The organism is Paenibacillus sp. FSL K6-1230, from assembly GCF_038002385.1.
Taxonomy (GTDB): Bacteria; Bacillota; Bacilli; order Paenibacillales; family Paenibacillaceae; genus Paenibacillus; species Paenibacillus massiliensis.
Genome location: NZ_JBBOCK010000001.1, coordinates 2,172,825 through 2,197,877 on the forward strand (window position 1 = coordinate 2,172,825; position 25,053 = coordinate 2,197,877).

The 25,053-nt window shown below is 47.1% G+C and carries 18 protein-coding genes; 8 read left to right on the forward strand and 10 right to left on the reverse strand.

The window, feature by feature from the left end:
• The first annotated feature begins 126 nt into the window (after nucleotides 1-126).
• Nucleotides 127-2,106: a glycoside hydrolase family 2 protein gene (locus MKX74_RS09610; protein ID WP_341178217.1), complete on the forward strand. Its 1,980-nt coding sequence runs from the start codon at nucleotides 127-129 to the stop codon at nucleotides 2,104-2,106.
• Nucleotides 2,107-2,414: 308 nt separating this feature from the next.
• Here the strand turns inward: MKX74_RS09610 and MKX74_RS09615 are convergent, their stop codons facing one another.
• Nucleotides 2,415-3,269, reverse strand: coding sequence for a helix-turn-helix domain-containing protein (locus MKX74_RS09615; protein WP_341178218.1), 855 nt, complete (start codon nucleotides 3,267-3,269; stop codon nucleotides 2,415-2,417).
• Nucleotides 3,270-3,720: 451 nt separating this feature from the next.
• On the opposite strand from MKX74_RS09615, the gene MKX74_RS09620 reads away from it, so the two are divergent.
• From MKX74_RS09620 to MKX74_RS09630, 3 genes are all read left to right on the forward strand, one after another.
• The gene (locus tag MKX74_RS09620) at nucleotides 3,721-5,385 is read left to right on the forward strand and encodes an ABC transporter substrate-binding protein (RefSeq protein ID WP_028591649.1); all 1,665 of its coding nucleotides are present in this window, start codon (nucleotides 3,721-3,723) and stop codon (nucleotides 5,383-5,385) included.
• 114 nt (nucleotides 5,386-5,499) lie between these two features.
• Complete coding sequence (locus MKX74_RS09625; protein WP_018883446.1) at nucleotides 5,500-6,618, forward strand: GerAB/ArcD/ProY family transporter; 1,119 nt, start codon at nucleotides 5,500-5,502, stop codon at nucleotides 6,616-6,618.
• A gap of 218 nt (nucleotides 6,619-6,836) precedes the next feature.
• The gene (locus tag MKX74_RS09630) at nucleotides 6,837-7,442 is read left to right on the forward strand and encodes a thermonuclease family protein (RefSeq protein WP_233426143.1); all 606 of its coding nucleotides are present in this window, start codon (nucleotides 6,837-6,839) and stop codon (nucleotides 7,440-7,442) included.
• A gap of 155 nt (nucleotides 7,443-7,597) precedes the next feature.
• Here the strand turns inward: MKX74_RS09630 and MKX74_RS09635 are convergent, their stop codons facing one another.
• The 4 genes from MKX74_RS09635 to MKX74_RS09650 form a co-directional block, all read right to left on the reverse strand.
• Entirely contained in the window at nucleotides 7,598-8,941 is a 1,344-nt protein-coding gene (locus tag MKX74_RS09635) for a glycoside hydrolase family 30 beta sandwich domain-containing protein (RefSeq protein ID WP_341178219.1), read from the reverse strand.
• Nucleotides 8,942-9,382: 441 nt separating this feature from the next.
• Entirely contained in the window at nucleotides 9,383-10,111 is a 729-nt protein-coding gene (locus MKX74_RS09640; RefSeq protein ID WP_018883443.1) for a glycosyltransferase family 2 protein, read from the reverse strand.
• A 13-nt stretch (nucleotides 10,112-10,124) separates the two neighbouring features.
• Entirely contained in the window at nucleotides 10,125-11,231 is a 1,107-nt protein-coding gene (locus MKX74_RS09645) for a DegT/DnrJ/EryC1/StrS family aminotransferase (protein WP_341178220.1), read from the reverse strand.
• A complete protein-coding gene (locus MKX74_RS09650; RefSeq protein ID WP_226383646.1) occupies nucleotides 11,224-11,649 on the reverse strand; it encodes an acyltransferase in 426 nt (141 codons plus the stop codon). The genes MKX74_RS09645 and MKX74_RS09650 overlap by 8 nt, the downstream gene beginning before the upstream one ends.
• A 435-nt stretch (nucleotides 11,650-12,084) precedes the next feature.
• Between MKX74_RS09650 and MKX74_RS09655 the strand changes: the two genes are divergently transcribed.
• Together MKX74_RS09655 and MKX74_RS09660 are read left to right on the forward strand one after the other, a co-directional pair.
• Nucleotides 12,085-13,803, forward strand: a complete 1,719-nt coding sequence (locus MKX74_RS09655) for an NAD-dependent malic enzyme (protein ID WP_341178221.1) — start codon at nucleotides 12,085-12,087, stop codon at nucleotides 13,801-13,803.
• 346 nt (nucleotides 13,804-14,149) lie between these two features.
• The gene (locus MKX74_RS09660) at nucleotides 14,150-15,976 is read left to right on the forward strand and encodes an APC family permease (protein WP_341180549.1); all 1,827 of its coding nucleotides are present in this window, start codon (nucleotides 14,150-14,152) and stop codon (nucleotides 15,974-15,976) included.
• Nucleotides 15,977-15,989: 13 nt separating this feature from the next.
• Here MKX74_RS09660 and MKX74_RS09665 read toward each other — a convergent pair whose 3' ends face one another.
• Nucleotides 15,990-16,439 (reverse strand): GNAT family N-acetyltransferase, encoded by a 450-nt coding sequence (locus tag MKX74_RS09665; RefSeq protein ID WP_028591656.1) that lies wholly within the window; start codon nucleotides 16,437-16,439, stop codon nucleotides 15,990-15,992.
• A gap of 195 nt (nucleotides 16,440-16,634) precedes the next feature.
• Between MKX74_RS09665 and MKX74_RS09670 the strand changes: the two genes are divergently transcribed.
• Entirely contained in the window at nucleotides 16,635-18,935 is a 2,301-nt protein-coding gene (locus MKX74_RS09670; RefSeq protein WP_341178222.1) for a helix-turn-helix domain-containing protein, read from the forward strand.
• Nucleotides 18,936-19,052: 117 nt separating this feature from the next.
• Here the strand turns inward: MKX74_RS09670 and MKX74_RS09675 are convergent, their stop codons facing one another.
• The 4 genes from MKX74_RS09675 to MKX74_RS09690 form a co-directional block, all read right to left on the reverse strand.
• Complete coding sequence (locus MKX74_RS09675; RefSeq protein WP_445667314.1) at nucleotides 19,053-20,555, reverse strand: extracellular solute-binding protein; 1,503 nt, start codon at nucleotides 20,553-20,555, stop codon at nucleotides 19,053-19,055.
• A 113-nt stretch (nucleotides 20,556-20,668) separates the two neighbouring features.
• Entirely contained in the window at nucleotides 20,669-21,562 is an 894-nt protein-coding gene (locus MKX74_RS09680) for a carbohydrate ABC transporter permease (RefSeq protein WP_018883435.1), read from the reverse strand.
• Between the two features lie 18 nt (nucleotides 21,563-21,580).
• Nucleotides 21,581-22,447 carry an ABC transporter permease gene (locus MKX74_RS09685; protein ID WP_445667315.1) on the reverse strand — a complete coding sequence of 289 codons (867 nt, stop codon included), beginning with the start codon at nucleotides 22,445-22,447 and terminating at the stop codon, nucleotides 21,581-21,583.
• Between the two features lie 441 nt (nucleotides 22,448-22,888).
• Entirely contained in the window at nucleotides 22,889-23,461 is a 573-nt protein-coding gene (locus MKX74_RS09690; RefSeq protein ID WP_341178225.1) for a GNAT family N-acetyltransferase, read from the reverse strand.
• Between the two features lie 139 nt (nucleotides 23,462-23,600).
• Between MKX74_RS09690 and pdxR the strand changes: the two genes are divergently transcribed.
• A complete protein-coding gene (gene pdxR / locus MKX74_RS09695; protein WP_341178226.1) occupies nucleotides 23,601-25,052 on the forward strand; it encodes a MocR-like pyridoxine biosynthesis transcription factor PdxR in 1,452 nt (483 codons plus the stop codon).
• The last annotated feature ends 1 nt before the right edge of the window (nucleotide 25,053 follow it).

Here is a 25,053-nt window from a genome sequence, read left to right on the forward strand (position 1 = left end):
TTCTGTTTTTCAGCATGATTGAACTATTTCAACTCCATACTTTCATGCAAAGATATAAAGGCAGCAGTACTCAATAGAGCAGAGGCATGACATAGCGAATCAGAAAGAGTATGGAGGAAATCAATCATGGCGAGATTCAGTTATTCCCTTAGCGAGACATGGAAATTCCAAGCAGACCCTACGAGCGAAGGAAGCATGCAGAAATGGTATGAACGTGGGCTTCCAGATGCTCAAGAAGTCAGCATCCCACACACCTGGAACGTACAAGAAGGGCTGGAGGAGTTCAGAGGTACAGGCTGGTATTCCTATTCCGTATTCGGTCAGCCGGAATGGGAAGGGCAGCTGCTCCGATTACAATTCGATGCTGTCTATCGCGATGCCACGGTCTGGGTGAATGGGCAGCATGCAGGTGAGCACGCCAATGCCGGTTACACCTCCTTTGTATTGGATGTGTCAGGACTTATTGCTTCAGGTCAAGACAATTTGATCGTGGTATCAGTCAAGAATGAGAACAGCATGACAGCGCTTCCGTTAAGCAATAGCTTCGATTGGCCTGATGATGGTGGGATTATTCGCGGCGTATCGCTGATCGTCACAGGACAATATGCGATGGATTATGCGAAGCTCAAGGCTGTACCTGTATTTACGGATGAGGGCAATAGTGCTGCCTATGGTGTATTATCTGGTGATGTTTTTTTAACTACGGAGAAATCCGCCGTGTTGGACGTACCTTTGACAATGAAAATAGGCATTTTCAGAGAAGACAGTCTTATTGCTCAGCAAGAAATCGAGGTAAGATCGAAGGGGAATCCAGTACAGCTACCCGAGATCCGGGTAGAGCAACCGCACTTGTGGCATTTTGATCATCCTCACCTGTATACCGTCTCCATCTCTTTAACATGCCAAGGACTCATGACCGATGAATGGAAGGGAACCATAGGCTTTAGGGAGATTCAAGCACAAGGTCACCTGCTGCTATTGAATCGAGAGCCTGTGCGATTAATGGGTGTAGAGTGGATGCCAGGGTCGCATCCAGATCACGGAATGGCAGAGACGGAGGAGCAATGGATTGAGATGCTTGAGCATATCAAGCATGCGAATTGCGTAATTACCCGTTTTCATTGGCAGCAGGACAGCAAGCTTCTAGACTGGTGTGATCGTCATGGCTTACTTGTACAGGAGGAGATTCCGCATTGGCAGACACCGGCAGATCCTGATGATACCTGGCTGGAACGCTCAAGGCAGCACGCCTCAGAGATGATTAATCGCCATTATAACCATCCTTGTATTTACGCCTGGGGATTAGGTAATGAGGTCAATGGACAGTCTCCAGCTACGGTTCACTTTTTCAGGGAGCTAAAAGCACTGGTGCACGAAATGGATGATACAAGGTTCATTAACTACGTATCTAATACGGTGCATGAAAATCCTGGGCTGGATGCAACCGGGGTGGGCGATCTGATTATGTGGAATGATTATATTGGAACATGGCATGGGGATCTGGACCGCCCTGCCGTCATTCGGAGCATAAGCGAGGACTATCCTGATCAACCTATTATCGTAGCAGAATTCGGATTATGTGAACCGGCCTTTGCAGGAGGAGATGCACGGCGTGGAGAGATTCTGGTAGAGAATACCCTGGAGTACCGCAAGCACCCTGGCATTGCAGCACTCATCTATTTCAGCCTGAACGACTATCGTACGCAAATGGGTGAGGATGGAGAAGGAAGACTTCGACAGCGTATACATGGCTCTATGGATTGCTATGGGATGCCAAAGCCGTCCTATGAGGTGCTGAGAGAATTGGGCTCTCCATTGGAACTAAGCGCTGTCTGCAAGCCGGCGGAAAAGGATGGGCTAGAGCTAAGCATTACCATTCGTGATAGTATTCCTAGCTACACTTTGACAGGGTATACACTAACAGTACATGACCCAGCCGGAGGAACCACGAGTATCACACTTCCTATCATGTCGCCAGGTAAGAGCTATGTAGTGAGTCTCGATGGCATCGCTGCAGACCATTGGCAACAAAGCTTGCTTCAGATTCAGAGGCCAACTGGCTTCTCTGTAGTGTCTGGTGAGCTGATTGAATTTATGGATATATGAGAAATGAGAACGGGGTAACCCTCGTAGATATAGTATTACTTTTCATTGGTTAACTCGTGACATAACTTGACTCAGTAATTCACTGTTTACACTCGTCTACACCGGCATAAGCGCCCCGTGGAACAGATTTTGGTGACCGCCAAGTCTATTCTACGGGGCTATTTTTAATGGATAGAATGTATATGTTTTCAGCGGAGCTGAGCCATTCGATTATCGCAAGAAGAACATTCACTAAAGGCGGTCTGTCTCCTGTGAAAGTACTTCGAAAGACGTTTTTCTTTTGCTTAAAGGATAACTTATATAAGTGATCAGGACTGCTCCCGATGCTGCTTGCGGAAATGGGAAGGCGTTACTCCATAATAGGAAGCGAATTGCCTTGAGAAATAGTCCGATGAATGAAAGCCCACATCCAGTGCAATCTCGGTGATAGGACGGAATGTATATTGCAGGAGCTTCTCGGCTTGTCTGAGTCTATACTTCATCAAGGTCTCAATAATCGAATCCCCCACCTGCTCTTTGAAGAGGTGCGAGAGTCTTGACGGGGAAAGACAGACTTTGTGCGCCAGCTCCTTGATCGGATGATCCTCTGCGTATTGCTCCACAAGGATATTGAGAACCTCCCGAATGCGGGGGTCCAATGCTTTCTTGTCGGACTGCAGCCCGGAGAGCAACAGAATGATCTCTTCCAGAGCGTTGAGCGTGAGCTCATCTCGTAGCAATGCAAATGGGTCCAGGCGGTAGGAAAGCACACGGCGAAACGCCGATTCGATGGAAGCGAGGGTGCTCTTATCAGTAATATTGATCTGATATACAGGTCCATCCGTATTGCTGGAAGGCATCCAATCGATCCAGGTGATGCGCGGGATGAAATGAGCCCACATTTTCTCCCAGATCATGTCTTCCGTCGTGAAATATTCTTGCGGTGTTCCGGGAGAGAGGAGGGTAACTGTGCCTGGGACACACTCCAGATAGCCTCCGTTACCATTCCGAATCCGGCCTTGGCCTGACAGCGTGTACATAACTAGCCAGTCCTTGGTGCCCTCGGGGCGATGGCACTTATATCCGTAGGGTTCACGATAATGATCGGACACCAGGATACCGGGTGGATGGGGCGCTTGTTTATGTGATCTGGGGACAGCAGGATAGTCAGGTTTAATAGCCATATTATCATTCCTTTCCGATCTCTCCAATCTTACAATTAGAAGTATATACAGCACAATAGATGATCGCTATATTGCCAAAAGCTGCTGGGAGGGAGGAATGGACTACATGCACTTAACCACACAGCATGATTGTACGGCTATTGCCTTAGATGGCAATGGGCTTATATATTGGACTATGCATGTTCATAATTTTGTCTATAAGTAATAGTCGTATCGAATGTTTTGGCTTCATCAGCTCTTGCTGGTGGAGCTTTTTTATTGAGCAAGGATTCGAATGTGGTTGTAGCTCAGCAAAAACAACTTGTTCGTCGTGAGCAAGAAGCGATTTCATTATAAAAATTGAATAGTTTTCTAAGTAAGTTCTATACTTTTTTAGGTCACTGAACATGAGGCTTCTTGTTATATTGAAAGGGCTTACAAAAATATCCAAAACTAAGGGGGATTCAGCCAAATGTTTAGAAATAAGCTACTAAATGTCTGCCTAGCCGTTCTGTTCATGCTTGTTGGTTGCAGCAAGGAGGCAACCCCAGCCACATCGACCACCGATGGAAGTGAGAGTCAAGCGGTTACCTTTACCTATTATCATTTTGCACCTGGAAACAGAGATATATTAGCTAGCGAGACAACGATTGGAAAGGAGCTTCAAAAACAGACTGGCGTAGACTGGAAGCTGGAGTATCTGGTTGGTGACAGCTCTACCAAAGCAGGTGTTATGATCGCTAGCGGAGATTACCCGGATATTATTAGCTCAAGTGGTGAAATGGATAAGTTGCTTGGTGCAGGCGCATATATTCCATTGGATGATCTGATTGAAAAGCATGGTCCAAATATTAAGCGCGTGTACGGTCCCTATTTTGACAAGATGAGACAGAAGGATGGCGCTATCTATACATTGCCTTACACGGCCAATATGGGTGAGTATATCGGATCTCCTAACATCAGTGGCGGAGCATTCTGGATTCAGCGAGCTGTATTGAAAGCATTCGATTATCCGAAGATCACTACGCTGGATGAGTATTTTGACCTAATCAAACGTTATAAGGAGAAATATCCGAAGGTGGACGGCCTCGACACGATCGGATTTGTTTCCCTTGCAGGTGTTACTAATAACTTCTTTACGCTGCAGAATCCGGCCATGCATCTGGCTGGTTATCCTAACGACGGAAGCGTCATTGTAGATATGAACACTCACGATGCAAAGCTTGTAGCAGGAACAGACTATCAGAAAAGATGGATTCAGAAGCTGAACGAGATCCATGCTCAGGGATTACTTGATCCAGAATCTTTTACTATGAATAAGGATCAGTATTTAGCCAAACTGACCTCTGGTCGTGTGCTGGGGTATTTCAATTACGAATGGCAGGTGGGCGATGCCAACAAAAATTTATTAAGTGCAGGTATTGATGATAAACGGTATGCTCCTCTACCCATTGTATTTGACAAAGGCATCAAAGACCAATATATAGATCCTCCAGGCTTCGTGAACAACTACGGGATCGGCATTTCGGTCAAAGCTAAGGATCCAGTCCGTATTATCCAGTATTTTGATACTTTACTAAAGGAGGAAAACCAGGTACTTGTTCAATGGGGAATTCGGGATCAAACGTACAGTGTAGACGAGAATGGTCGTTACTATTATAAAAATGACGAGCAGCGTAGATATCATGATGATCCTGAGCTAAGACGCACCTTTGGTTTCTCTTATTTTGGCGCATATTGGCCGCGTTACGGTGATAATTCGACCTTGACGGATGGTAACGCTTATAATCCCGGGAATCAGCCAGAGGCTGCATCGTTTTCATATACCGAGGGAGACAAAAAGCTTCTGGATGCATATGGTGTAAATACCTTTAGCGAGCTATTTGCCAAACCGGAAGAGCGCCCGTGGTTTCCAGCTTGGTCTATTGAGTTGGCTCAGGGCTCTCCAGAGCAGATCTTTATCACGAGGTCTGATGATCTGCAAATGAAGTACCTTCCTAAGCTGATCATGGAGTCTACAAGCAATTTCGAGAAGATATGGCTCGAATATACGAATGAGCTTAATAAATTGGACAAAATCACATATGAAGAGACTATTAACCAAGTGGTTAAAGATCGAATAGCTGGGAAATGGTAATGGCCTTGTATTTATACCAGATTGAATATTGAGTGAACCTAACTCCACTAACTCCACATAAAAATAATGGAACCCGGGGATACTTTTATCAAATTCTCCAGTGGAGTGAAATGAATGGATAGTTCCTTTTCGAAAATAAAAGCATCCGGAGTTGTCATGGTTGTCATGAACAGCATGTTGGGGGCTGGAATATTGACGCTGCCCCGGACTATTAGCCAAGCGGTGGGCACGCCTGATGCCTGGATCTCCATAATCCTATCAGGTCTGATGGTTACGGGAATAGGCCTCCTACTGGTTTTTTTGTGCAGAAAATTCCCCGGAAAGACGGTATTTGAGTTCATTCCCGAGATTATTGGGAAATGGCTTTCTTATTTACTCGGGATTTTTATTATTTTGTATTTTACAATTCTTTGTTCCTTTGAGATTAGGGTCATGGCAGAGATTACGGATATGTATTTGCTGGATCGTACGCCGACCTGGGCCAGCATTATGGTGATCATGTGGGTTGGGATCTATATGATTACGGGTGGCATTACGGTGATGATACGCGTATTTGCAATTATTTTACCGATTACATTAGCACTGTTTCTTCTTGTCATGCTACTTAGCAGCCAGACGTTTGAATTGAACCATCTCAGACCGGTATTAGGCCAAGGTATCGTGCCTGTGCTAAAAGGAATCAAGCCATCGTTTCTGTCATATTCGGGATATGAAGTTGTTCTGATCACGACGGCATACATGGCCAATATCAAGGATAGCAATAAAGCAGTATACACCAGCATATCTATTGTTACCTTAATTTATCTGGTTACCATTATTATGGTGATAGGGAGCCTGTCTCTTGAGGGAGCTGAGGCAAGGACTTGGCCGACCTTTGATATGGTCAGAAGCTTTGAGATGGAGGGTTTTCTTTTTGAGCGCTTTGAATCCCAGTTTCTTATCTTTTGGTTAGTACAGATCTTTGCCACTTATGTCTTCAAGCACTATTTCGCATCTGTGGGTATTCGAGATATATTTGGAATTAAGAAAATAAAGACCATACAGTTCATTCTACTACCCGTGCTGTATATCATTTCCTATTTGCCGAAGGATTTGGATCAGACCCTGGCGTTAGGAGATCTACTGGGGGATATATCTGTCCTTTTGTTCGGGATCATCCCGGTCATGCTGCTGATCGTCAGCTTTATCAGGAAAAGGGGAGGGAGCAAGTCTCGTAGGTCCAAGACATCCTAGGCGTGTACAAAATATACGTGCCCAACAGAAAGTCATTGCATAAACTCGAAGCAAGCACTGTTTGGCTGTGATACTTGTCCATGAATGTCCTCCACATACTCGATCTTCAGGGGATGGTTTATACCGTCCCTTGATTGTAGTATCATACATACTAGAAAAAGGTGGAGAGAAGTGGGGAACAGGACAGGATGAGAAATACAGACAGTCAGAGGAAACAGATGCACCGCAATAGGAACAACACAGCTAACATTTGGCTGCATCAGTTCAAACGTTATCGGGCATTGATCTTCATGCTGATCATTGCCGTAGCTTCGTTATTCAGTGTAGCGCTGCAGCACGAGGAAACAGGACGATCAGAAACAGATAAATGGACTGCTGGTGGGCGTGTTCCTGCTACATGGGTCAGGGCGGTAGATGGTGACACGTTCGTTGTCTCTATCGGAGGGAACGAAGAGAAGGTACGTTTACTGTTGATTGATACTCCAGAAAGCGTGAAGCCCAATACGCCAGTGCAGCCATTTGCGAAGGAAGCTTCGGATTATACGAAAAGTATGCTTGAGCAGGAAGAATTATCGCTTGAATTCGATGTGTCTGAACGGGATCGCTATGGACGACTGTTAGCCTATGCTTGGGTTGGAGACCGTATGCTGAATGAAATGCTACTGGAGGAAGGGTACGCCCGTGTCGCATACATCTATCCCCCTAATGTGAAATATGTGGACCGGTTCAAGGAGATTCAATCCGACGCCCAGAAGGCAGGAATCGGTATTTGGAGTATAGAGGATTATGTGCAGAAGGATGGTTTCCATCCAGATGGAAGGTAGTCAAGGAACAGAGGCTATCGCGAAGATATCTAGAATTACTGCAGGGTTGGAATAACCTGGCTGCTTGTGGTATGACGTAATACGACAGCCTTCACTCCACTTGAGATAAGGGAGTGAAGGCTGTATTTGTCTTCGTACATCGACGTACAATTGTTTTATTTGGAATAAGTATCTTCTACCACGGTGTTCGTCAGAGCTGCATCATCTAGATTCAGGGTAGCTGAACTTGTCAGATCGCCCACGAAGGTTGTGACGCTTCTGGCTGGCAGGTGGGCATAGAATGAGCCGCTGGATGCATTGAGTGTGGCTTCAGATGCCATATTCCGATTGGCATCTGTGATCCATCGGGATAGTGTACCTGCCCTTCCATTTTGCAGGACGAAATTCTGATTGACGGCTGAATCCCCACGATTGATTGCTACGATAACGACTTTGTTGTTGCCTTTGTAAGCAGACACATGCACGTTCGTATCCGGATTCTTGGTCGCATCGACGCGCACATAGCCAGGACGGACGAATTTCGAAAAATGAGCCATATTATAACCACGCTTGCTGATGGTACCATCTTCTTTCATAGGACCGTATTGTCTGCGGATATACCACCATACATACGCTTGAAAATCGCCTTCTACCATGGCATTATGCATGTGATAGGAGACTTCCAGCGCTTCAGGCCAGCGGTCTGCCGAATTATTGTCACTATTAGGATAGTATACCTCGGTCATCCATAGCTCTTTGCCTGCTCCTTTTTGCTTAAAGAGGGGATAGGCAAAATTGCTGACCTGGGTTCCATACAGATGAGCGCCGAGGATATCCATATTGGCAAGCGCCTGCGGATCATTCAGGATCGGGTCCGATATATTTTTAAGATATTGGAACGATTCGGGTGCAATGACCTTGCAATTTATGGAGCCGGCATTTTCCTTCATGAAGCGAAGAATCTCCTGCGGAGTCCACCATGTCCAGTCATGAGCATAGTCGGGCTCGTTTTGCACCGAGATCGCATAGAGATCTACTCCGTTATTTTTCATATAAGTCACGAAATCATTAAGATGCTGTGCATAAGCAGCGTACTTGTCATATCTGAGCCGCTTGGCATTGCTGTCACCGTTGCGATTGAAGGTCTCAATCATATCGCTTGGAGGATTCCAAGGGGAAGCGAAGACAATGGCGCCTTTTTCAATAGCCTTCTTAGCGGTGGCTACCTCGCGATTCCAGTTATTGCGATTGGAGTCTACGTAGATTCTCAGCACCGAGAAGCCTAACTGATTTTGTCCATTACCGAAAGCCGTCTCACGTTGGGATGCTGTCAGATCACCAGCCCATGCAGGGTGGTTGATGCCGCCAAAGCCACGAATGACTTGCTTTTGTGCTGATAAATTAATGGTAGCATCACTTGCCGCAGACACTGGATTAGGGGCAGGTACACTCAATAGTAGCGGTAATGCCGTCACGCAGGCCAATAGCGTGCAAATGGTCTTTTTTACCCGTGAAATCATGATCTCATCTCCTTATTAATAAATAATTGCATAGCACCGTACACTTTTAGACATGCAGCCTCTGTAACAGTCTGAGCACACTTTCCGTGCACACCTTTATGCACTCGCCGCGACATTCTCCTTTCTCATAGCCCAATTTCTCATATAAGTAAGCGCTTTCTATTCTGTGTATTATAATACTGAAATTGGTTATGCAAAAAATCTAACACATATCATATTCGCCAAATATTCCCAAAAACCTTTATGTAAAAATATTTTTTTTTTCATTTCAATCCTTCCACTCATGAACAGTCATGATAAGGGATGGTAGAGAATGATATGACGAGCATTGCTGGCTAACGCAGTTTATTGTAAAGGACTCCAGACCCAACTATACGTTGGTGGAGTCCTCTTCTATTAATCAGCAATAATTAGACTCTCAAATGCGACAGGATGGTTTGATTACACAATTTTTGTTGCGCTCATAAGCAGATTGGAGAATTCCTGAAATCGCTGCTGCTCGCCCCATGAGTACTGGACTCCGTACCCATGGGCAATGTCCAGATGCTGTAGCCCCTGCTGTAAGATCGAAAATCGGGAGTTCACATACTCGAAGCCCAGGTACTTGTAATGAAGCAGAACGATCTCGATGGTGGGTGGTGAAATGATATTGCCTACAGGAGCAGCTCGATGTCGACCAGGCGTAAAGTTCGTCTCTGTAATCGCGTTGGGATTGAAAATTTGCGGCTTGTCATACATGTGGCGTCGTACTCCGTGTTGAACTGTCTCGCACAACTTGCTTGCTTCATCCGGAAAAGTATCTGTCACCATTTCGAATCCGAGGGGAGTAACCAGGGTAATTCCTTGCGCCTGGCAATCCTCCAGGTAGGCCCTGAGATCCGTATGATATAAGTGCTCATCCACGTCACAGACAATAATCCAGTCCGCCTTGCCGATGCTGTTTTTCCAGAACTGATTGAATAGATCAAGAGCTGTCAATACGAGTGAATGCTCCTTGGTCTCGAAGCTACCGACCGTTACCTTCGGATGCGCCTCCAGGATGGATAAGGAGCGATCGGTCGAGCCATTATCGAAGATAAAGTATTGGTCCACGATATCATCATAATGCCTGAAGAAAAAAGGGAGCATCTTCTCCTCATTCCAGCAGATGGAGTATACATGTATAATCATATGCTTTCCCCGCCTATCTTTCTAATATAATATCGCAAATCCGGTCGACATCTTCTACTGCCAGCTCGGCATACAGAGGCAGGGTGAGCACACGCTTGGCAATAGTTTGGGCTACAGGAGTTGCATTGACATCAAATCGCTGATTATAGCATGCGAGTGTATTGGTCAGAGGATAGAAATACTTTCTGGTGATGATCTGATGTTTCTTGAGCCGTTCATAGATTTCATTTCGGGTGAATCCGAAAGTCGTCTGATGGAAGACAACCGGAAAGTAAGCATAGTTCGATTGCACACCCTCCACGGGACGAATCAATTGAATCCCTTTCACAGGAGCTAATCGCTCCCGATAACGGCTTACAATCTGTTTTCTTTTCTCCAGAACCTCAGGCAGGTGCCGCAGATTACAGATACCCATGGCCGCCTGGAATTCATTCATTTTGGCATTGGAGCCTATTCCTTCTACTGATTCCTCTGACGTAATCCCGAAGTTTTTCAGATGATACAGCTTCTTGCCGATCCCTTCGTCAGCAAAGGTAACCGCACCACCCTCGATGGTGTGAAATACCTTGGTGGCATGAAAGCTGAACATGCTGGCGTCTCCAAATCTACCTACGCTCTGACCGTGAATTTTCTCCCCAAAGGCGTGAGCGGCATCATAGATGACCTTCAGCTCATATTTCTTGGCGATTCGTTCGATCTCATAGACATTGCAAATATTGCCGTACACATGAACGGGTAAGATCGCTGAGGTCTTATCGGTAATCAGGCTTTCAATCCTGCTGACATCCATGGTGTAATCGACCGGGTTCACGTCGCAAAAGACTGGAGTCAGTCCATTCCTGACAATCGCGTGGGTCGTGGAGGCAAAGGTGAACGGTGTGGTGATGACCTCGCCTGTCAGATTCATGGATTGCAGCACTAGCTCCAGTGCCAGATGCCCATTCGTAAATAAAGAGATATAATCAACATCCAAATATTCAACAAGCTGCTGCTCAAAGCGATTATGATATGCCCCCATATTGGTCAGCCAGGCCGTTTCCCACATTGGTCTGATCTCATTCATATATTCCTCAAATGGCGGCATTGAGGAACGGGAGACATAGATTGGTTTTTTACTCAAGTCCGCCGCGCTCCTCTAACCATTTTTGTTCGAGCACAAGAGCTTGCATGCTTCTTTTTTTAAGCTCTTTGCTCGGAATTCCCGCATTGATTGACCATTCATTGGAGTCATTCTTGATAAAGCTGAACGCGCCAAATGAGCTTCCCTCCCTGATGGTGACTCCCGGCATGACGATGCTGCCGCTGCCGATAAGGGAATGCTTTTCAATCCGTATCGGCTCACTGGTCACGTGCTTATACTTCTCAGGCACCATAGGATTCGTCATCGTCTCGCCGGAGTAATCGTCAGATATCGAATAAATGGACACACGTGAGGAAATGTTGGCAAAATCCTCGATGAATATACCCTGATCTCCCCCGTACAAAGCAGAATAAGCAGCTACATGAATATAACTGCCGAGGGTGATCTTTCCGCTCAAAATGCAAAAATCATCAATACGGACATGATTGCCTAGACGGATGTGCTGTGCACCGTAGATGCTAGCTTTGCGGCTAATCCATACGTTATGACCGTATTCGGCTAATCCAAGCTCAGCGAGCTCATCGTGTGTGTAGAAACTATTAATGGCTCATCCCTCCTTTTCATAGCTAATACAAATATCTTGTTCATTGTATGTAAGTAGGAATTTTTCTGTGCTGATTCTAGGTTGTGGTAGTTTCAAAGACTATTCAGGCTGAGGCGCAAAAAGCAGGGCATTGCAAAAGTGCTGGAGTAATAATCTGGGACTTCCGGGGAAAGCTAACCTTCACTCCTGTCTAAGTAACCTAATTACTTATATTCCATCATCCGTGGCATGTCATGTGCTTTGCTTTTTCTGAAACTACTGATGCTGACATAAGAAAGGAATGAGTATATGCAAACATTATATCGGGATTCGACGGGTGTGCTCCGAACGCCACTCAGAGGCAAGGATATCCTGTCCAATCCGTTATTGAACAAGGGAGTTGCCTTTACGGAAGCGGAGCGGTCAGCCCTGCATCTTAATGGCATCCTGCCTCCAGTCGTCCTGAATATCGAGGAGCAGGTGAGTCGTGCTTATGAGCAATTGAAGAATGAGCCAAGCGATCTGCGCAAAAATATAATGCTGAATGATTTGTACAACCGAAATGTGGTCCTCTATTATCGCCTGTTGAGTGAGCATCTTAGCGAATTGCTGCCTATTGTCTACACACCGACGGTAGGACAGGCCATTCAGGAATATAGCCACCAGTACCATAAGCCAGGCGGTGTGTATTTGTCGATTCACAATCTGGATGGCATTGCAGAAGCATTCCACAATACAGGCGTGGAGGCTGGCGATATAGATCTGATCGTAGCTACCGACTCGGAAAGTATACTGGGCATTGGAGACTGGGGCATTGGCGGCATTAACATAGCCATCGGCAAGCTTGCTGTATATACGGCTGCTGCCGGGATCGATCCTGGTCGAGTCTTGCCAGTTGTATTGGATGCGGGGACGAATAATCAGACCTTGCTCCATGATCCGCTATATATCGGGAATCGGCATGAACGAATTCGTGGAGAGCAATACGAGCAATTCATTGATGCCTATGTCCAGACAGCCCGCAGGTTATTTCCGAAGGCACTGCTGCATTGGGAGGACATGAGTCATGTCCATGCCAGAAGCATCTTGAACCGCTACGGTCCGCATATGCTGACCTTCAACGATGATATTCAGGGCACTGGTGCCGTAACACTGGCAGCGATTTTATCCGGGGTGCAGGTTAGCGGTATTCCTCTACGTGATCAGCGAATTCTTATCTTCGGTCCTGGGGCTGCAGGCATCGGCAATGCGGATCAGATTCGCGATGCGTTGATGAAGGAAGGGCTGAGTAAGGAGGAGGCGGAGAGACGGTTCTGGGCATATGATTATCGTGGACTACTCACGGATGAGACGGAGGGGGTGCTGGAGTTCCAGAAGCCGTATATTCGAGGTGCCGAAGAGCTTCGTTCCTGGACGATGGACCCGAGCGGCAAAATATCACTGCTGGAGGTGGTGAAGCAAGTGAAGCCGACTATTCTGATCGGCACCTCCGGTGTATCTGGTGCATTTAGTGAGCAGGTCATCAGGGAGATGAGCAGACATGTGGATCGTCCCGTAATCATGCCCATGTCTAACCCGACCAAGCTTGCGGAGGCGGTGCCTGAGGATCTGCTCCATTGGACGGACGGCAAGGCCTTGATTGCGACAGGCAGTCCATTTGAGCCCGTCATTTACAAAGGGACGATCTATGAGATTGGGCAAGCGAACAATGCCTTCGTATTTCCGGGCTTGGGACTTGGAGCTATTGTAGCTCAAGCCAAGGTATTCACCAGCAAAATGTTCACCGCCGCTGCTCATGCCGTAGCGGATGCTGTAGATTCAACCAAGCAGGGTGCTCCGTTGCTGCCGCGGGTGAAGGATCTGAAAAATGTCTCGGTTGCAGTAGCTATAGCTGTAGCCAAGGCTGCCATAGAGGATGAGGTTGCATTACAGGTGCCAGAGGATGTAGAGGAGGCAGTGCGCTCTGCTATGTGGCAGCCTAGGTACAGGCCGCTACAGGCTATGGAGAGACTGGAATCCAATAGCTAATTACCAAAGTAGTTACAAGTGCTGAATAGGCTGCAGACGGACATGAAATCACCCGCTACCGCTCGGTAGCGGTGTTTTTGATAAGAAGTGGTTAATTGCATGATTTCATAAGCTATCGAGAGCTTGGAATAGAAAAAGGCAACTTTACCCGTTTACATAAATCATTCCTGTCAAAATTAAGCTAGCCGCCGTTTTACACCATCGGTATAAAGGAATATTCTATTCAAGTCCCGACTGGCGGAAGATAATCCTGGCCGCTTGGGGGGAGACTATGACAACGAGCAGATTCGCATGCTTAAGCATGTGTGAACTGATTCATTCTTCTTAGAAAGTAGCGGTGAGCCTTGTGTTTTCTCAATTAAAACGCTTTTTAATCGGTAGACCCTTGAAATCTCATGAAGCCGGGGAGCAGAAGCTGAACAAGAAAAAGGCGCTGGCGATCCTGTCCTCGGATGCCCTGTCCTCTGTGGCTTATGGACCGGAGCAGATCCTGATTGTTCTGGTGACCGTGGGCACGGCAGCCTTCTGGTATTCCATTCCTATCGCAGTATGTGTGCTCGTGCTGCTGACGGCCTTGATCCTGTCCTATCGGCAGATTATTTTTGCGTATCCTCATGGGGGCGGGGCCTATGTCGTCTCCAAGGAGAACCTTGGAAAATATCCAGGGCTTATAGCTGGCGGGTCATTGCTGGTGGATTACATTTTGACGGTTGCGGTCAGTGTATCAGCCGGTACGGACGCGATTACCTCGGCTTTTCCAAGTCTACATCCTTATAACGTGCTTATTGCGGTAATCTTTGTGGTATTACTCACGATTCTGAATTTACGGGGCGTGACGGAGTCGGCTTCGGTACTTGCGTATCCGGTGTATTTGTTCGTGATCGCTTTATTTATCCTGATCGGGGCAGGATTATATCGTATTGTCACAGGTCAGGTGGACCCAACGATGCATGCGAATATTGGGACGCCTGTGGCGGGTATCAGTTTGTTCTTGCTGCTACGCGCCTTCTCATCAGGCAGCTCTGCCCTGACAGGGGTAGAGGCCATCTCGAATGCGATCCCGAACTTCAAGAGTCCGGCACCGAACAATGCAGCCAAGACACTACTCGCGATGGGCTCATTGCTAGCCCTGTTGTTCTCGGGTATTGTGCTCCTTGCCTACTATTATGGTGTGACTCCGCTTAGGGAGGTGACTGTGGTATCGCAGATTGCCGAACAGACCTTCGGCAGGCATGTTATGTACTATTTCATTCAAGGTACGACAGCGCTTATTCTTATTCTGGCAGCCAATACGGGGTATTCGGCCTTCCCGCTGCTGGCGGTTAATCTGGCCAAGGATAAATTTATTCCGCGAATGTTCACGGTTCGAGGGGATCGTCTTGGCTATTCGAACGGAATTATTAGTCTTGGTGCCTTGTCTATTATTCTGATCATTGCCTTCGAGGGACAGACTGAGCATCTGATTCCACTGTATGCAGTGGGTGTGTTCATTCCATTCACCCTGTCCCAGACAGGCATGATGCTTAAATGGCTACGTGAGAAGCCCAAGGGCTGGGTGCTTAAATGGATAACCAATACGACAGGAGCTCTAATCAGCCTGATGGTTGCTCTGATGTTCTTCCTGACCAAATTTGGCCAGGTATGGCCAGTGCTCATATTCCTGCCTGTCATCGTATGGCTGTTCTACCGTGTGCGCAGACATTATGATGATGTAGCTGATCAGCTCAGATTGTCTACGTGTGAGCCACCACTACCGATTGATGGGAATGTGGTCATACTGCCAGTGGCTGGTATTACTCATGTTGTCGAGAATTCATTGAATTATGCTAAATCCTTATCACCACAACAGATTATTGCAGTCTATGTCCCGTTTGAGCGGGAGGATGAGCTGATCTTCGAGAAGAAATGGAAGGAATGGCAGCCTGACATTCGACTGGTTACCTTGTACTCTCCTTATCGCAGCATTATTCATCCCTTGAGTAAATTCATTGATACGGTGCAGCGCAAGGCTAGCTCGGCGAACTATCAGGTGACGGTGATCATCCCGCAATTCATCCCCAAGAAGGGGTGGCATAATATTTTGCATAATCAGTCCAGTCTGTTGATCAGAGCACATTTGCTCTACAGGAAAAATGTCATTATTACCACCGTACCATACCATCTGAAAAAGTAAGTAGCTACGCCCGTCAATTCATGGAGAAGTGAACCCACTCTCTGCCTTGGCGGGCGTTCATAGCATGAAAAAAGGACTGTGCCCGTGTATTGTCACTGGCGGTAATCCACGTCATATTGGCAAAACCATGCTCTCGGGCATAGGTGACACAGGAATGATATAGCTTCTCTTCAAGCTCCGAATTGCGATAAGCCTCTTGTACATAAAGGTCATTCATGACCGCAATTCGATCAGCCTTCATCGTACTCAATGTAAAGAATAGGGTTGCGAACCCTACACACTTCCCTTGATCCTCGGCAATAAATTGAATTCCTTCCTGCTGATCCATTAACAAATGAACCATGCTGTGAAGCTTCTCTTCGGATGGAGCAGGATTTTTGTAAAAATCCACTATGTATTCATACATCAATTCCGTCAGCTGAGTCAGATCATGTGGTGTCACATTTCTAATCATTGTTGTCATGGCTAGATTCTCCAATTCGGTTTTTGTGAAGTGATTGAATAAATATACAACCATAAGAATAAAAATTCAATACAAAACTGAAAAAATTCAAATTGTACACAAACATCCCATTTGTACAATATTCTGTTCAAGCCAAAGTACATATAATAGACTTAGTTCAGATATCAGCTGCATGCAGACAGGGAGGGAGTCCACTTGAGCTCGTTCTACATGTACCGCAACCTGCGAAGCAGGCTACTCGTCGGAATTACCCTATGCGTTACACTAACCCTTGTGCTATCGACTACAGTCTATTATTTCTATTATGTTCAGGTTGAGCAGGAGCAAGCCTTCGAGGCGAACCATGCTGGTCTAATGCGCAGGAGTCGTGAGGTCAATAATATGACGTCTGTAGCGCAGTCGCTCGCCTTTCAGATGTATCGAAGCAGTACACTGTCCAAGTTGCTGTATTACCCGGAGCCCATAGTCTATGATGTCACGGGTGCTATGGCGGAAATGAACAACTATCTAAGCTCTATGCCTTATATTGAGTCCATCTATGTGTATAATGCACAAAGCAATACCGTATACATCGCCTCTAATCGCGGACAAAATGGCATCTTTCATAAGGAGGAGCTAGCGGATAAAGGCATTCTGCAGATCATGAAGCAGTATCAGAATTATAAGCCCTTTACGCCAATTCCAAGAGTGTACTCCGTGTTACCTCCCGCGGAGCTTGCGGCTGCCGAATCAGCAGCTGGAGCGAGTCAGTGGGATGATTCAAGAGTAGCTGCTTATACGTATCTATGCTATGACGCAATCAATGCGGAGGAGCGGATCCAATCCGCAATTATCGTTAATGTATCTGCGTCCTGGATGAATACCGGGATGGCTGCCGAAGAAGGGGATAGCAGCTCTGCTATTCAATCCTATATTCTGAATGATCAGGGGAGACTATTGTCTGCTGGGACATTAGTAGACACAGAGGCTAATAAGCACGATCGGGGTTGGTTAACGACGAAGATCTACAAGCAGAGCTCAGGCTACTTTATTGATGAATTCCAGGGAAGGAAATCATTGATCTCGTTCACCTCACCAGACCAAATGAATTGGCAATATATCAGTATCACTCCTTATGAAAGCGTTATCAGTATGACTAGTTCATTACGAAATACAATGCTGTTCATTGCTTTTATGATTGCTGTGGCTGGGCTCGCGGCTTCTTGGAAAATATCTCGTATTCTATATAAGCCGATCAACCGTATGCTGGCCTATGTGAACACACTTGAATCGGAGAAACGTAACAGTATGTACACGATTCGTCAAAGCATGCTCTTGAGTATGGTACGAGGCAATCAGTCCATGTCAGAGGAGAAGGGGCTGACTCGACGAATGGAGCTTGGCATTACATTCCCATTTCATGAGGATTATCGTCTCGTACTCATCCACATTGATGAATATACCCGCTGGCAGCAGGAGCGTGGTCCGGATCTCCTTCCCTACAAATTCGCGATCATGAACATTGCATCCGAGATCGGAGGTCAGGCTTATCGTGTGGAGACGATTGATGCGGACGGAGCAGAGGTTATTCTGCTGCTGCATATGGATAGTGCTACGATTTCAGATCAGGCGGATGATTCGAAGCTACTGCTGGAAGCTGTGCTGCGTCAAATACGTGAGGCATGCCTTGAATATTTACGGTTATCTATATCAACGTCTTATAGTCAAGTAAGTAATCAGCCACAGCAACTACCAAACCTATACCTTCAGGTGCAGGAGGCGATGGAGCAACGTTATTTCCTGGGTAATGGAATTATTGTGGATGCAAAGGCGATGGAGCGAGCTGCACTTCAGCATACGTACTATTATCCTGCTGATAAGGAGAAGAAGCTGCTGGATTACTTGAAGTCAGGGCAAACCGATGAAGCTTATACGCTGTTGCAGAAAATGATTGCAGCGATGCATGGGTCTTCGTTCTCTGCAATACAGATAGCGCTTTCAAGATTGGTCCTGAATCTACAGCAAATGATCGGTCATATCGAGGAAATGAACGGCTTCAAGGCAGGAGTATTCCCACAGGTACCCGTACCAGAAGCTTACGATACGGTGACGGAATGGCAAAGGGAGGTGGAAATCGTATTTTCTTGTGTACGGCAACAGCTGCTGCATAAGAGAAGTACCAAGCAAGAGCGACTGGTGGAGCAGATTCAGGAGAAAATAAATCGATGCTATGGGGATGCTGATTTTTGTCTGAATCAGATCGCGGAGGAACTCGATCGCTCCCCTGTGTATATCAGTCGAATCTACAAGCAGCAGATGATGATTACGATCGTAGATGCTCTGCAGCGAACCCGTATCGAGAAGGCCTGTCAATTGCTTCTGGAGACAGATTGGCCTGTAGCGGATATTGCGATGCAAACGGGCTTTGCCAGTACATCTTACTTTCACCGGATGTTCAAACGTGCTCTAGGCGTAACTCCTACAGATTATCGCCGCTCCCGTCCGATCTCGGTATAAGGCAAGCAAGTCTACAGACAACAGCCGTGCAATACAGCTCCTTAAGTGGAGCGTAGCACGGCTGTTATTTTTGGTCAGCATCGGTTCGATCTATCATAGCTGCGTTACTTGAGAGGATTATTGAATTCCCTTTTCCTGAACATAGGCTTCCCATTGCTTGGTGTACTCGCTTTGCACCTTCTCTAGTCCGGCTTGCTTGGCTTTTTGCATAAATAATTCAAGACCTTCATTAATATCCGCTACAAGCCCAGCCTGCAGGGGATAGAGATATTGCTTCTCCACTTGCTCCAGAGCAGCCTTTTCGGCCTGATAGGTAGTATAGTCCTCTGCGAACCCAGTATAGATGTCAGGCTTTTGAATCGTGTCCAGCTCTGCAAAAATCTCCTTCACCTTATCGAAGCTCGGATCAAACAGCATATATTCGGGATTGCGCCAAGCCCAGCCGTTCATGGCCTCGCGTGGGAAGCCATTGCTTGCACTCGTCCCCAGCATTTGATAGTAGCCATCCTTAACGGTGTAGTTCTTGCCCTCAATTCCATATTGCGTCAGCAGATTGTAACGCTTGTCGGTCACAAGCTTCTCATAGAAGGCTAGCGCTCGGGCAGGATTCGGGCTGCTCTTTGGAATGGCGAACCCATTATGAATCGGGTGCACGGGTGTCGCATAGCCTGTCGTCAGTGGGAATGGATAGTATTCCAGCTTCCAATCCGGGTGGGAGGACTTCAGCTTGATGACCATATCGTTGAAGCGATTCGGATTGTCGCCGAAGATGGTGGCAGCCTTACCTGATGTCACCTGATCCTGCAGGGTATCCTTAATATTCAGAACGTTCTTCGGAATGAAGCCTTTGTCGGCCCAGCGCTTGTAGGTATTCAGCTCTTCCTTATGCTCGTCGGAGCCCCAATAGGCATATACCTTGGTGGGCTGCTCATATTTGATCCCGATGCCATAAGGAAGCGCACCGACGCTCTTCGTGGCCAATTCTGTGTAGCGATCATGCAGATTGCCTTTGACATCGCTGTTGAGCGAGATGGGACGCATATTGGGCTCATGCTGACGGATACCATCCAGATAAGCCTCAAAGCTGGCTAGATCCGTGGGCTTTGGCAGGTTGTATTTCTCGCGCAGGTCCTCGCGCCAGACGAACCCATTCGTGACATATTCCTTGAAGGTGCTAGGTACGGTATAGATTTTGCCATCAATCTTGACGGCATCCCACATCTCCTTGGGCACGAATGAATTTAATGTAGGAGCGGCTTCAGGCAGGAGCTCATCCAGAGGGAGAAAGGCCCCTTTTTTGGCATAGGATTGATATTGTGTCCAATCGGCTGTGAAAATCAAGTCAATGGGCTGGCCTGAAGATAGAAGCAGCTTGTATTTCTGATCCCAATCGGTCCAGGTCGTATAGTTGAATTTAACGGTGGCATTGAGCTCCTGTTCCGCCATTTTGTTAATCTCAGCTTCGATCGTTGGCAGCTCCTTAGGCGCATCCCCGAGCATATAGAATTGCAGCTGCACTTTCTTGGACATATCATCCTTGACAACGGCTGCAGGATTACCTGGTTTCTGTGGCTCTTGACTACCACCGCAGCCGCTCAGCAGAAAGAGGACGAGCAGCATTGGCACCAGTATAAGCAGATACGGCTTGCTGTATTGAAAAAAATCCATGGGAAGACCTCCTTAGGTTACGTAAGTTAGGTTTGACCTGGCGATACAACAGGTAATCAGACCCATTATCCTTTGACTGCACCGATGGTCAGTCCCTTAACGAAGTATCGCTGAACGAAGGGGTACAGTAGCAGGATCGGACCGGTGACGACGATGGCCATGGCCATCTTGGTGGATTCGGTCGGCATATCCGCCGAGAGAGAGACTCCTGTGCCTGCGCCCATCTGCGCAATGAATTGCATCGAATTCACGACATTGTACAGATAGTACTGCAACTGGTATTTGTGCGGATCATTGATGAAGAGTGAGGATAAGAACCAGTCATTCCAGTAAGCAAGGGCCAGGAACAGACCTATGGTGGCAATGCCTGGCGTGGACAGCGGTAGTACAATTTTGTAGTAAATCTTGAAGTCACCCGCCCCATCGATCTTGGCAGAATCGAATAGCTCATCTGGCATCGAGGAACGAATGAAGTTCTTCATAAGAATGATGAGGAATGGAGTCATCAGGCCTGGAAAAATGAGAACAGCATACGAGTCCAGCAATCCCAAATATTTGGTCAGCAGGATGTACCAGGGGACAAGACCACCGCCAAACAGGGTTGTGAAGTAAATGTAGAAGGACAGGCTGTTACGATATTTGAAATCCTTGCGTGCCAGTACATAGCCAGCCATCGTCATGAAGAATAGCCCTAGCGTCGTACCGACAACCGTGGTGAAGACGGTGACCCCATAGGCTCGAAGGACCTCTTCCGGGAAGGTGAACACGGTGCGGTAGCCCTCCAGCGAGAACTCTTTGGGAATGAAATGGAAGCCATCGCGTATGATCGATTCATTGCTCGTGAACGATGCCGACAGGATGAACAGAAAGGGAAGCAGGCAGACGATGGCTGCTGCAAGGGTCAACAAGTAGGATATCCATTGGAAAATACGACTGGAAAGCTCCTCTTTAATAGTCATGGCAAGGGAACTCCTTTCCTAGAATAAGGCGTATTCATCATTAATCTTGCGAATGATATAATTGACGGTCATGATTAGCACGAAGCCGAACAGAGATTGATACACACCGGCGGCCGTAGCCATCCCCACATCAAAGGTAACCTTGAGTGAACGGTATACGTAGGTATCGAGAATGTCAGTCGTATTGTACAGCATCCCGTTGTTGCCAATAAGCTGATAGAACAGGTCGAATTGTCCCTTCATAATACTGCCGAGTGCGAATAGTAGCAGGACGATGAAGGTGGACTTGAGCATGGGCACGGTAATGTACCAGATTCGCTGCCAGATATTCGCTCCATCCATTTTGGCGGCTTCATAATATTCTTCATTAATACCGACAATGGCTGCCAGATAGATGACCGTGCTGTAGCCAAGGTTCTTCCATAGGTAGAAGAAGATGATCAGGAATATCCATACCCATGGCTTGTTGTACACGTCAACGGGCTCGCTCCCGAGCTGCTGAAGCATCGTATTGAGGAATCCGCTCTCATAATTGAAAAGATTATACACAATGACACTCAGGATCACGAAGGATACGAAGTAGGGCAGGAACATGACGGATTGAGCCAGACGCTTGAACCAGCGAGCCCGCAGCTCATTGAGCATAATGGCGAAGGCGATCGCCATCGTATTGCCGAGCAGAATAAAGGCGGCATTATAGCCGACCGTGTTCAGCGTCAGCTTGGTCAAGGTGCCAGATTGCCATAGGAATTGAAAGTTCTGCAGACCAACGAACTGAGCATTGAACAAGCTGGTATTGAAATCGAACTGGGTGAAGGCGTAATAGATCCCGACCATAGGGAGATAGGAATTAATGAAGAAGAAGATCAAGGTCGGTAGCAGCATCAGGAACAAGATGTGATTTCGTCGTAGCTCCAGCAGGAAGCCTCGGAGTCTCCCGACTTTGGGCGTAGGGACGGGGAGGGAGGCATCTGTAGGCAAATGAACGGCTTGCTTGGAGACAGGGGTCAATGCAGGTCACTCCTTTCTGGTATGTAGACAGAGTAGAAGTAGCATGAAGACGAATAGTGAGTAAAAAGAGTTCACTCGTGTGATTTCATGCTCGCCCAGCTGCTATCAGATGTGGAGCCCTGGTGCCACAAGCAGAAGTAGCGTATGTTCATTATTATGTAAGCGCATACAGTTTGGGAAGTGAAGCCTTTCGTGGTTGGTGAACAAAAGTATATTTTTCTAGTGTGAAGGATGTGGATCGGAGTGTACAAAATGAACCTTGATGGGCAAAAAAGCCCCGAGAACAGGGCTCTCGGGACCTCGTAGTATTTGGACTCAGCCTGGTTGGCGGAATTCATCCGCAAGTATGCTCATCCAGATGGAATCGTGGTAGGCATGATCGTAATAGAGGACTTGTCGCTGTACTCCTTCCCGTACAAAGCCTGCCTTTTCATACACATGAATGGCACGATCGTTATAGCTGAATACATTCAGCTCAATGCGGTGCAGATTCAAAATGCCAAAGCCATAGCCCAGTAGTAGCCGAATGGCTTCACTGCCATAGCCTTTCCCCTGGTGGTCTGCATTACCGATCGCAATCCGCAGATTCGCATTCCGATTCGTGGTGTCGATATCCTGAAGGGCAATATCCCCAATCAGCTCGTTTGTATCCTGCAGTCCGATCCACAGCAGCACGGATGAGGTATCAGTGGCTTTGCGTTCCAGATAGCTCTGCACTCGTGCAAGGGAGAAGACAGCCTGGGTACCTGTCAGTCTACGCATATCCGGTTCATTCAAAGTGCTATAGTACATCCTCGCATCCTCGACCTCGACCGGGCGTAGATATACCTTCTTCCCTTGGACCAAGCGCAAGTCCTTTGTAGCTTCATCATCGATCCACTTGCTCATATATATTTTCCCTCCGTAATAGAAATAAGCTCATTAATGAATCCTGCATGTCCAGACTCCATTACTATAATGGATTTCTGTATACTCAGAAATAGTCAGATTGAATAAAAACTAAAGGACAGATGTATGGAGGATCACTATGATATTGGCAGGCATTCGATTTGAACCGGACTCCCCACTCTATATTCAGCTTTATGATTATATGAAGGAACAGATTGTATTAGGAGTTTGGGAGGTGAGCACTCGTCTCCCCTCCGTCCGTCAATGCGCGGACACACTCGGGATCAGTACGACGCCAGTCGAAATGGCTTATCAGCAGCTAGTTGCTGAAGGATTCGTCGAGGCACGAAATCGAAGTGGTTATCATGTGCTTCCATTGCCCGAGGATTACGCTCGTCTTGGTACCCGGACTTGGAACTATTCCAGCGCAGATACACCCGCTCTAAAGTCATTCGTGCCAAATCCTCTGCGACCACAGCGAGAGTACACCTATGATTTTCACTTGTCGCGTAACGATTTTAGTCGATTTCCCCATACTCAGTGGCGCAGGGTGACCGCGGAGGTCATGCAGCAGTCACCAGACGTGCTGTTCTATGGCGATCCGCAGGGAGAGCTTGGACTGCGCAAGGAGATTTGTACCTATTTGGAGCATTTTCGCGGTGTACGTACCAACCCGGATCATATCGTCATTGCAGCTGACCAAATGACTTTATTGGTCTTTCTAGCCATGCTATTGCAGGACAGATGCAGTGTCATAGGCTTGGAGAACCCGGGCTATCCACTTATAGCGGCGGCCTTTCGAAGGATGGGCTACCAGCTGGAGCGAATTCCGCTAGAGCCTGACGGATTGGATGTTAGTAGACTGCTTGCCAGTGAAGCAACGCTAGTAGCGGTAACACCATCCCATCAATATCCTCAGGGGATGGTTATGTCGGTCAGCAAACGTCTGCAATTACTGGAATGGGCTCAGCAGCAGCAGGGATATATTATTGAAGACGATTATGATGGAGAATTTCGTTATCACGGTCGTCCCATTCCGTCTCTACAGGGCTGGATGGAGTCGAGTCGAGTTATCTATATGGGAGGCTTCTCTCAGATTATGGCGCCGGCCTTATCCCTGCATTATATGGTGCTGCCTCCTGAACTGATGGAAGCGTTCCGGGCCCTACAATACGAGCTGTTATTCGAGCAATCTGCTTCTCGGATTCACCAATGCGCGATGGAGCTATTCATGAAGCGTGGTTACCTGGAGCAGCATATTCGTAAAATGCGAAAGGTCTATCGCCGTAAGCACGATATTCTTGTGGAGGCGATCAAGCAGCATTTTGCAGGCTGGGGAGAGGTTATTGGACAGAATGCGGGATTTCATATTGTGCTGAGGGTACATACGGAGCATACAGAAGCTGAGCTGCTGCAGGTGGCCAGAATGGCAGGCATTCACGTTGCCTCCTCAGCTTATACCTGGCATGGGACAGGGCATCAGGAACGGCGTGAATTCATCATCGGCTTTGCTGGCATGAATGAGGAGCGAATCGAAGAAGGAATTGTGCAGTTGAGTCAAGTATGGGGGAGATTGAGAGTTCATTCTTAGT

Coding starts and splice junctions, on each gene's coding strand:
- MKX74_RS09620 (WP_028591649.1), top strand. CDS start 3,721: ATGTTTAGAAATAAGCTACTAAATGTCTGCCTAGCCGTTCTGTTCATG.
- MKX74_RS09655 (WP_341178221.1), top strand. CDS start 12,085: ATGCAAACATTATATCGGGATTCGACGGGTGTGCTCCGAACGCCACTC.
- MKX74_RS09680 (WP_018883435.1), bottom strand. CDS start 21,562: ATGACTATTAAAGAGGAGCTTTCCAGTCGTATTTTCCAATGGATATCC.
- MKX74_RS09630 (WP_233426143.1), top strand. CDS start 6,837: ATGCACCGCAATAGGAACAACACAGCTAACATTTGGCTGCATCAGTTC.
- MKX74_RS09665 (WP_028591656.1), bottom strand. CDS start 16,439: ATGACAACAATGATTAGAAATGTGACACCACATGATCTGACTCAGCTG.
- MKX74_RS09640 (WP_018883443.1), bottom strand. CDS start 10,111: ATGATTATACATGTATACTCCATCTGCTGGAATGAGGAGAAGATGCTC.
- MKX74_RS09685 (WP_445667315.1), bottom strand. CDS start 22,447: ATGCTGCTACCGACCTTGATCTTCTTCTTCATTAATTCCTATCTCCCT.
- MKX74_RS09615 (WP_341178218.1), bottom strand. CDS start 3,269: ATGGCTATTAAACCTGACTATCCTGCTGTCCCCAGATCACATAAACAA.
- MKX74_RS09635 (WP_341178219.1), bottom strand. CDS start 8,941: ATGATTTCACGGGTAAAAAAGACCATTTGCACGCTATTGGCCTGCGTG.
- pdxR (WP_341178226.1), top strand. CDS start 23,601: ATGATATTGGCAGGCATTCGATTTGAACCGGACTCCCCACTCTATATT.
- MKX74_RS09625 (WP_018883446.1), top strand. CDS start 5,500: ATGGATAGTTCCTTTTCGAAAATAAAAGCATCCGGAGTTGTCATGGTT.
- MKX74_RS09610 (WP_341178217.1), top strand. CDS start 127: ATGGCGAGATTCAGTTATTCCCTTAGCGAGACATGGAAATTCCAAGCA.
- MKX74_RS09690 (WP_341178225.1), bottom strand. CDS start 23,461: ATGAGCAAGTGGATCGATGATGAAGCTACAAAGGACTTGCGCTTGGTC.
- MKX74_RS09675 (WP_445667314.1), bottom strand. CDS start 20,555: ATGCTGCTCGTCCTCTTTCTGCTGAGCGGCTGCGGTGGTAGTCAAGAG.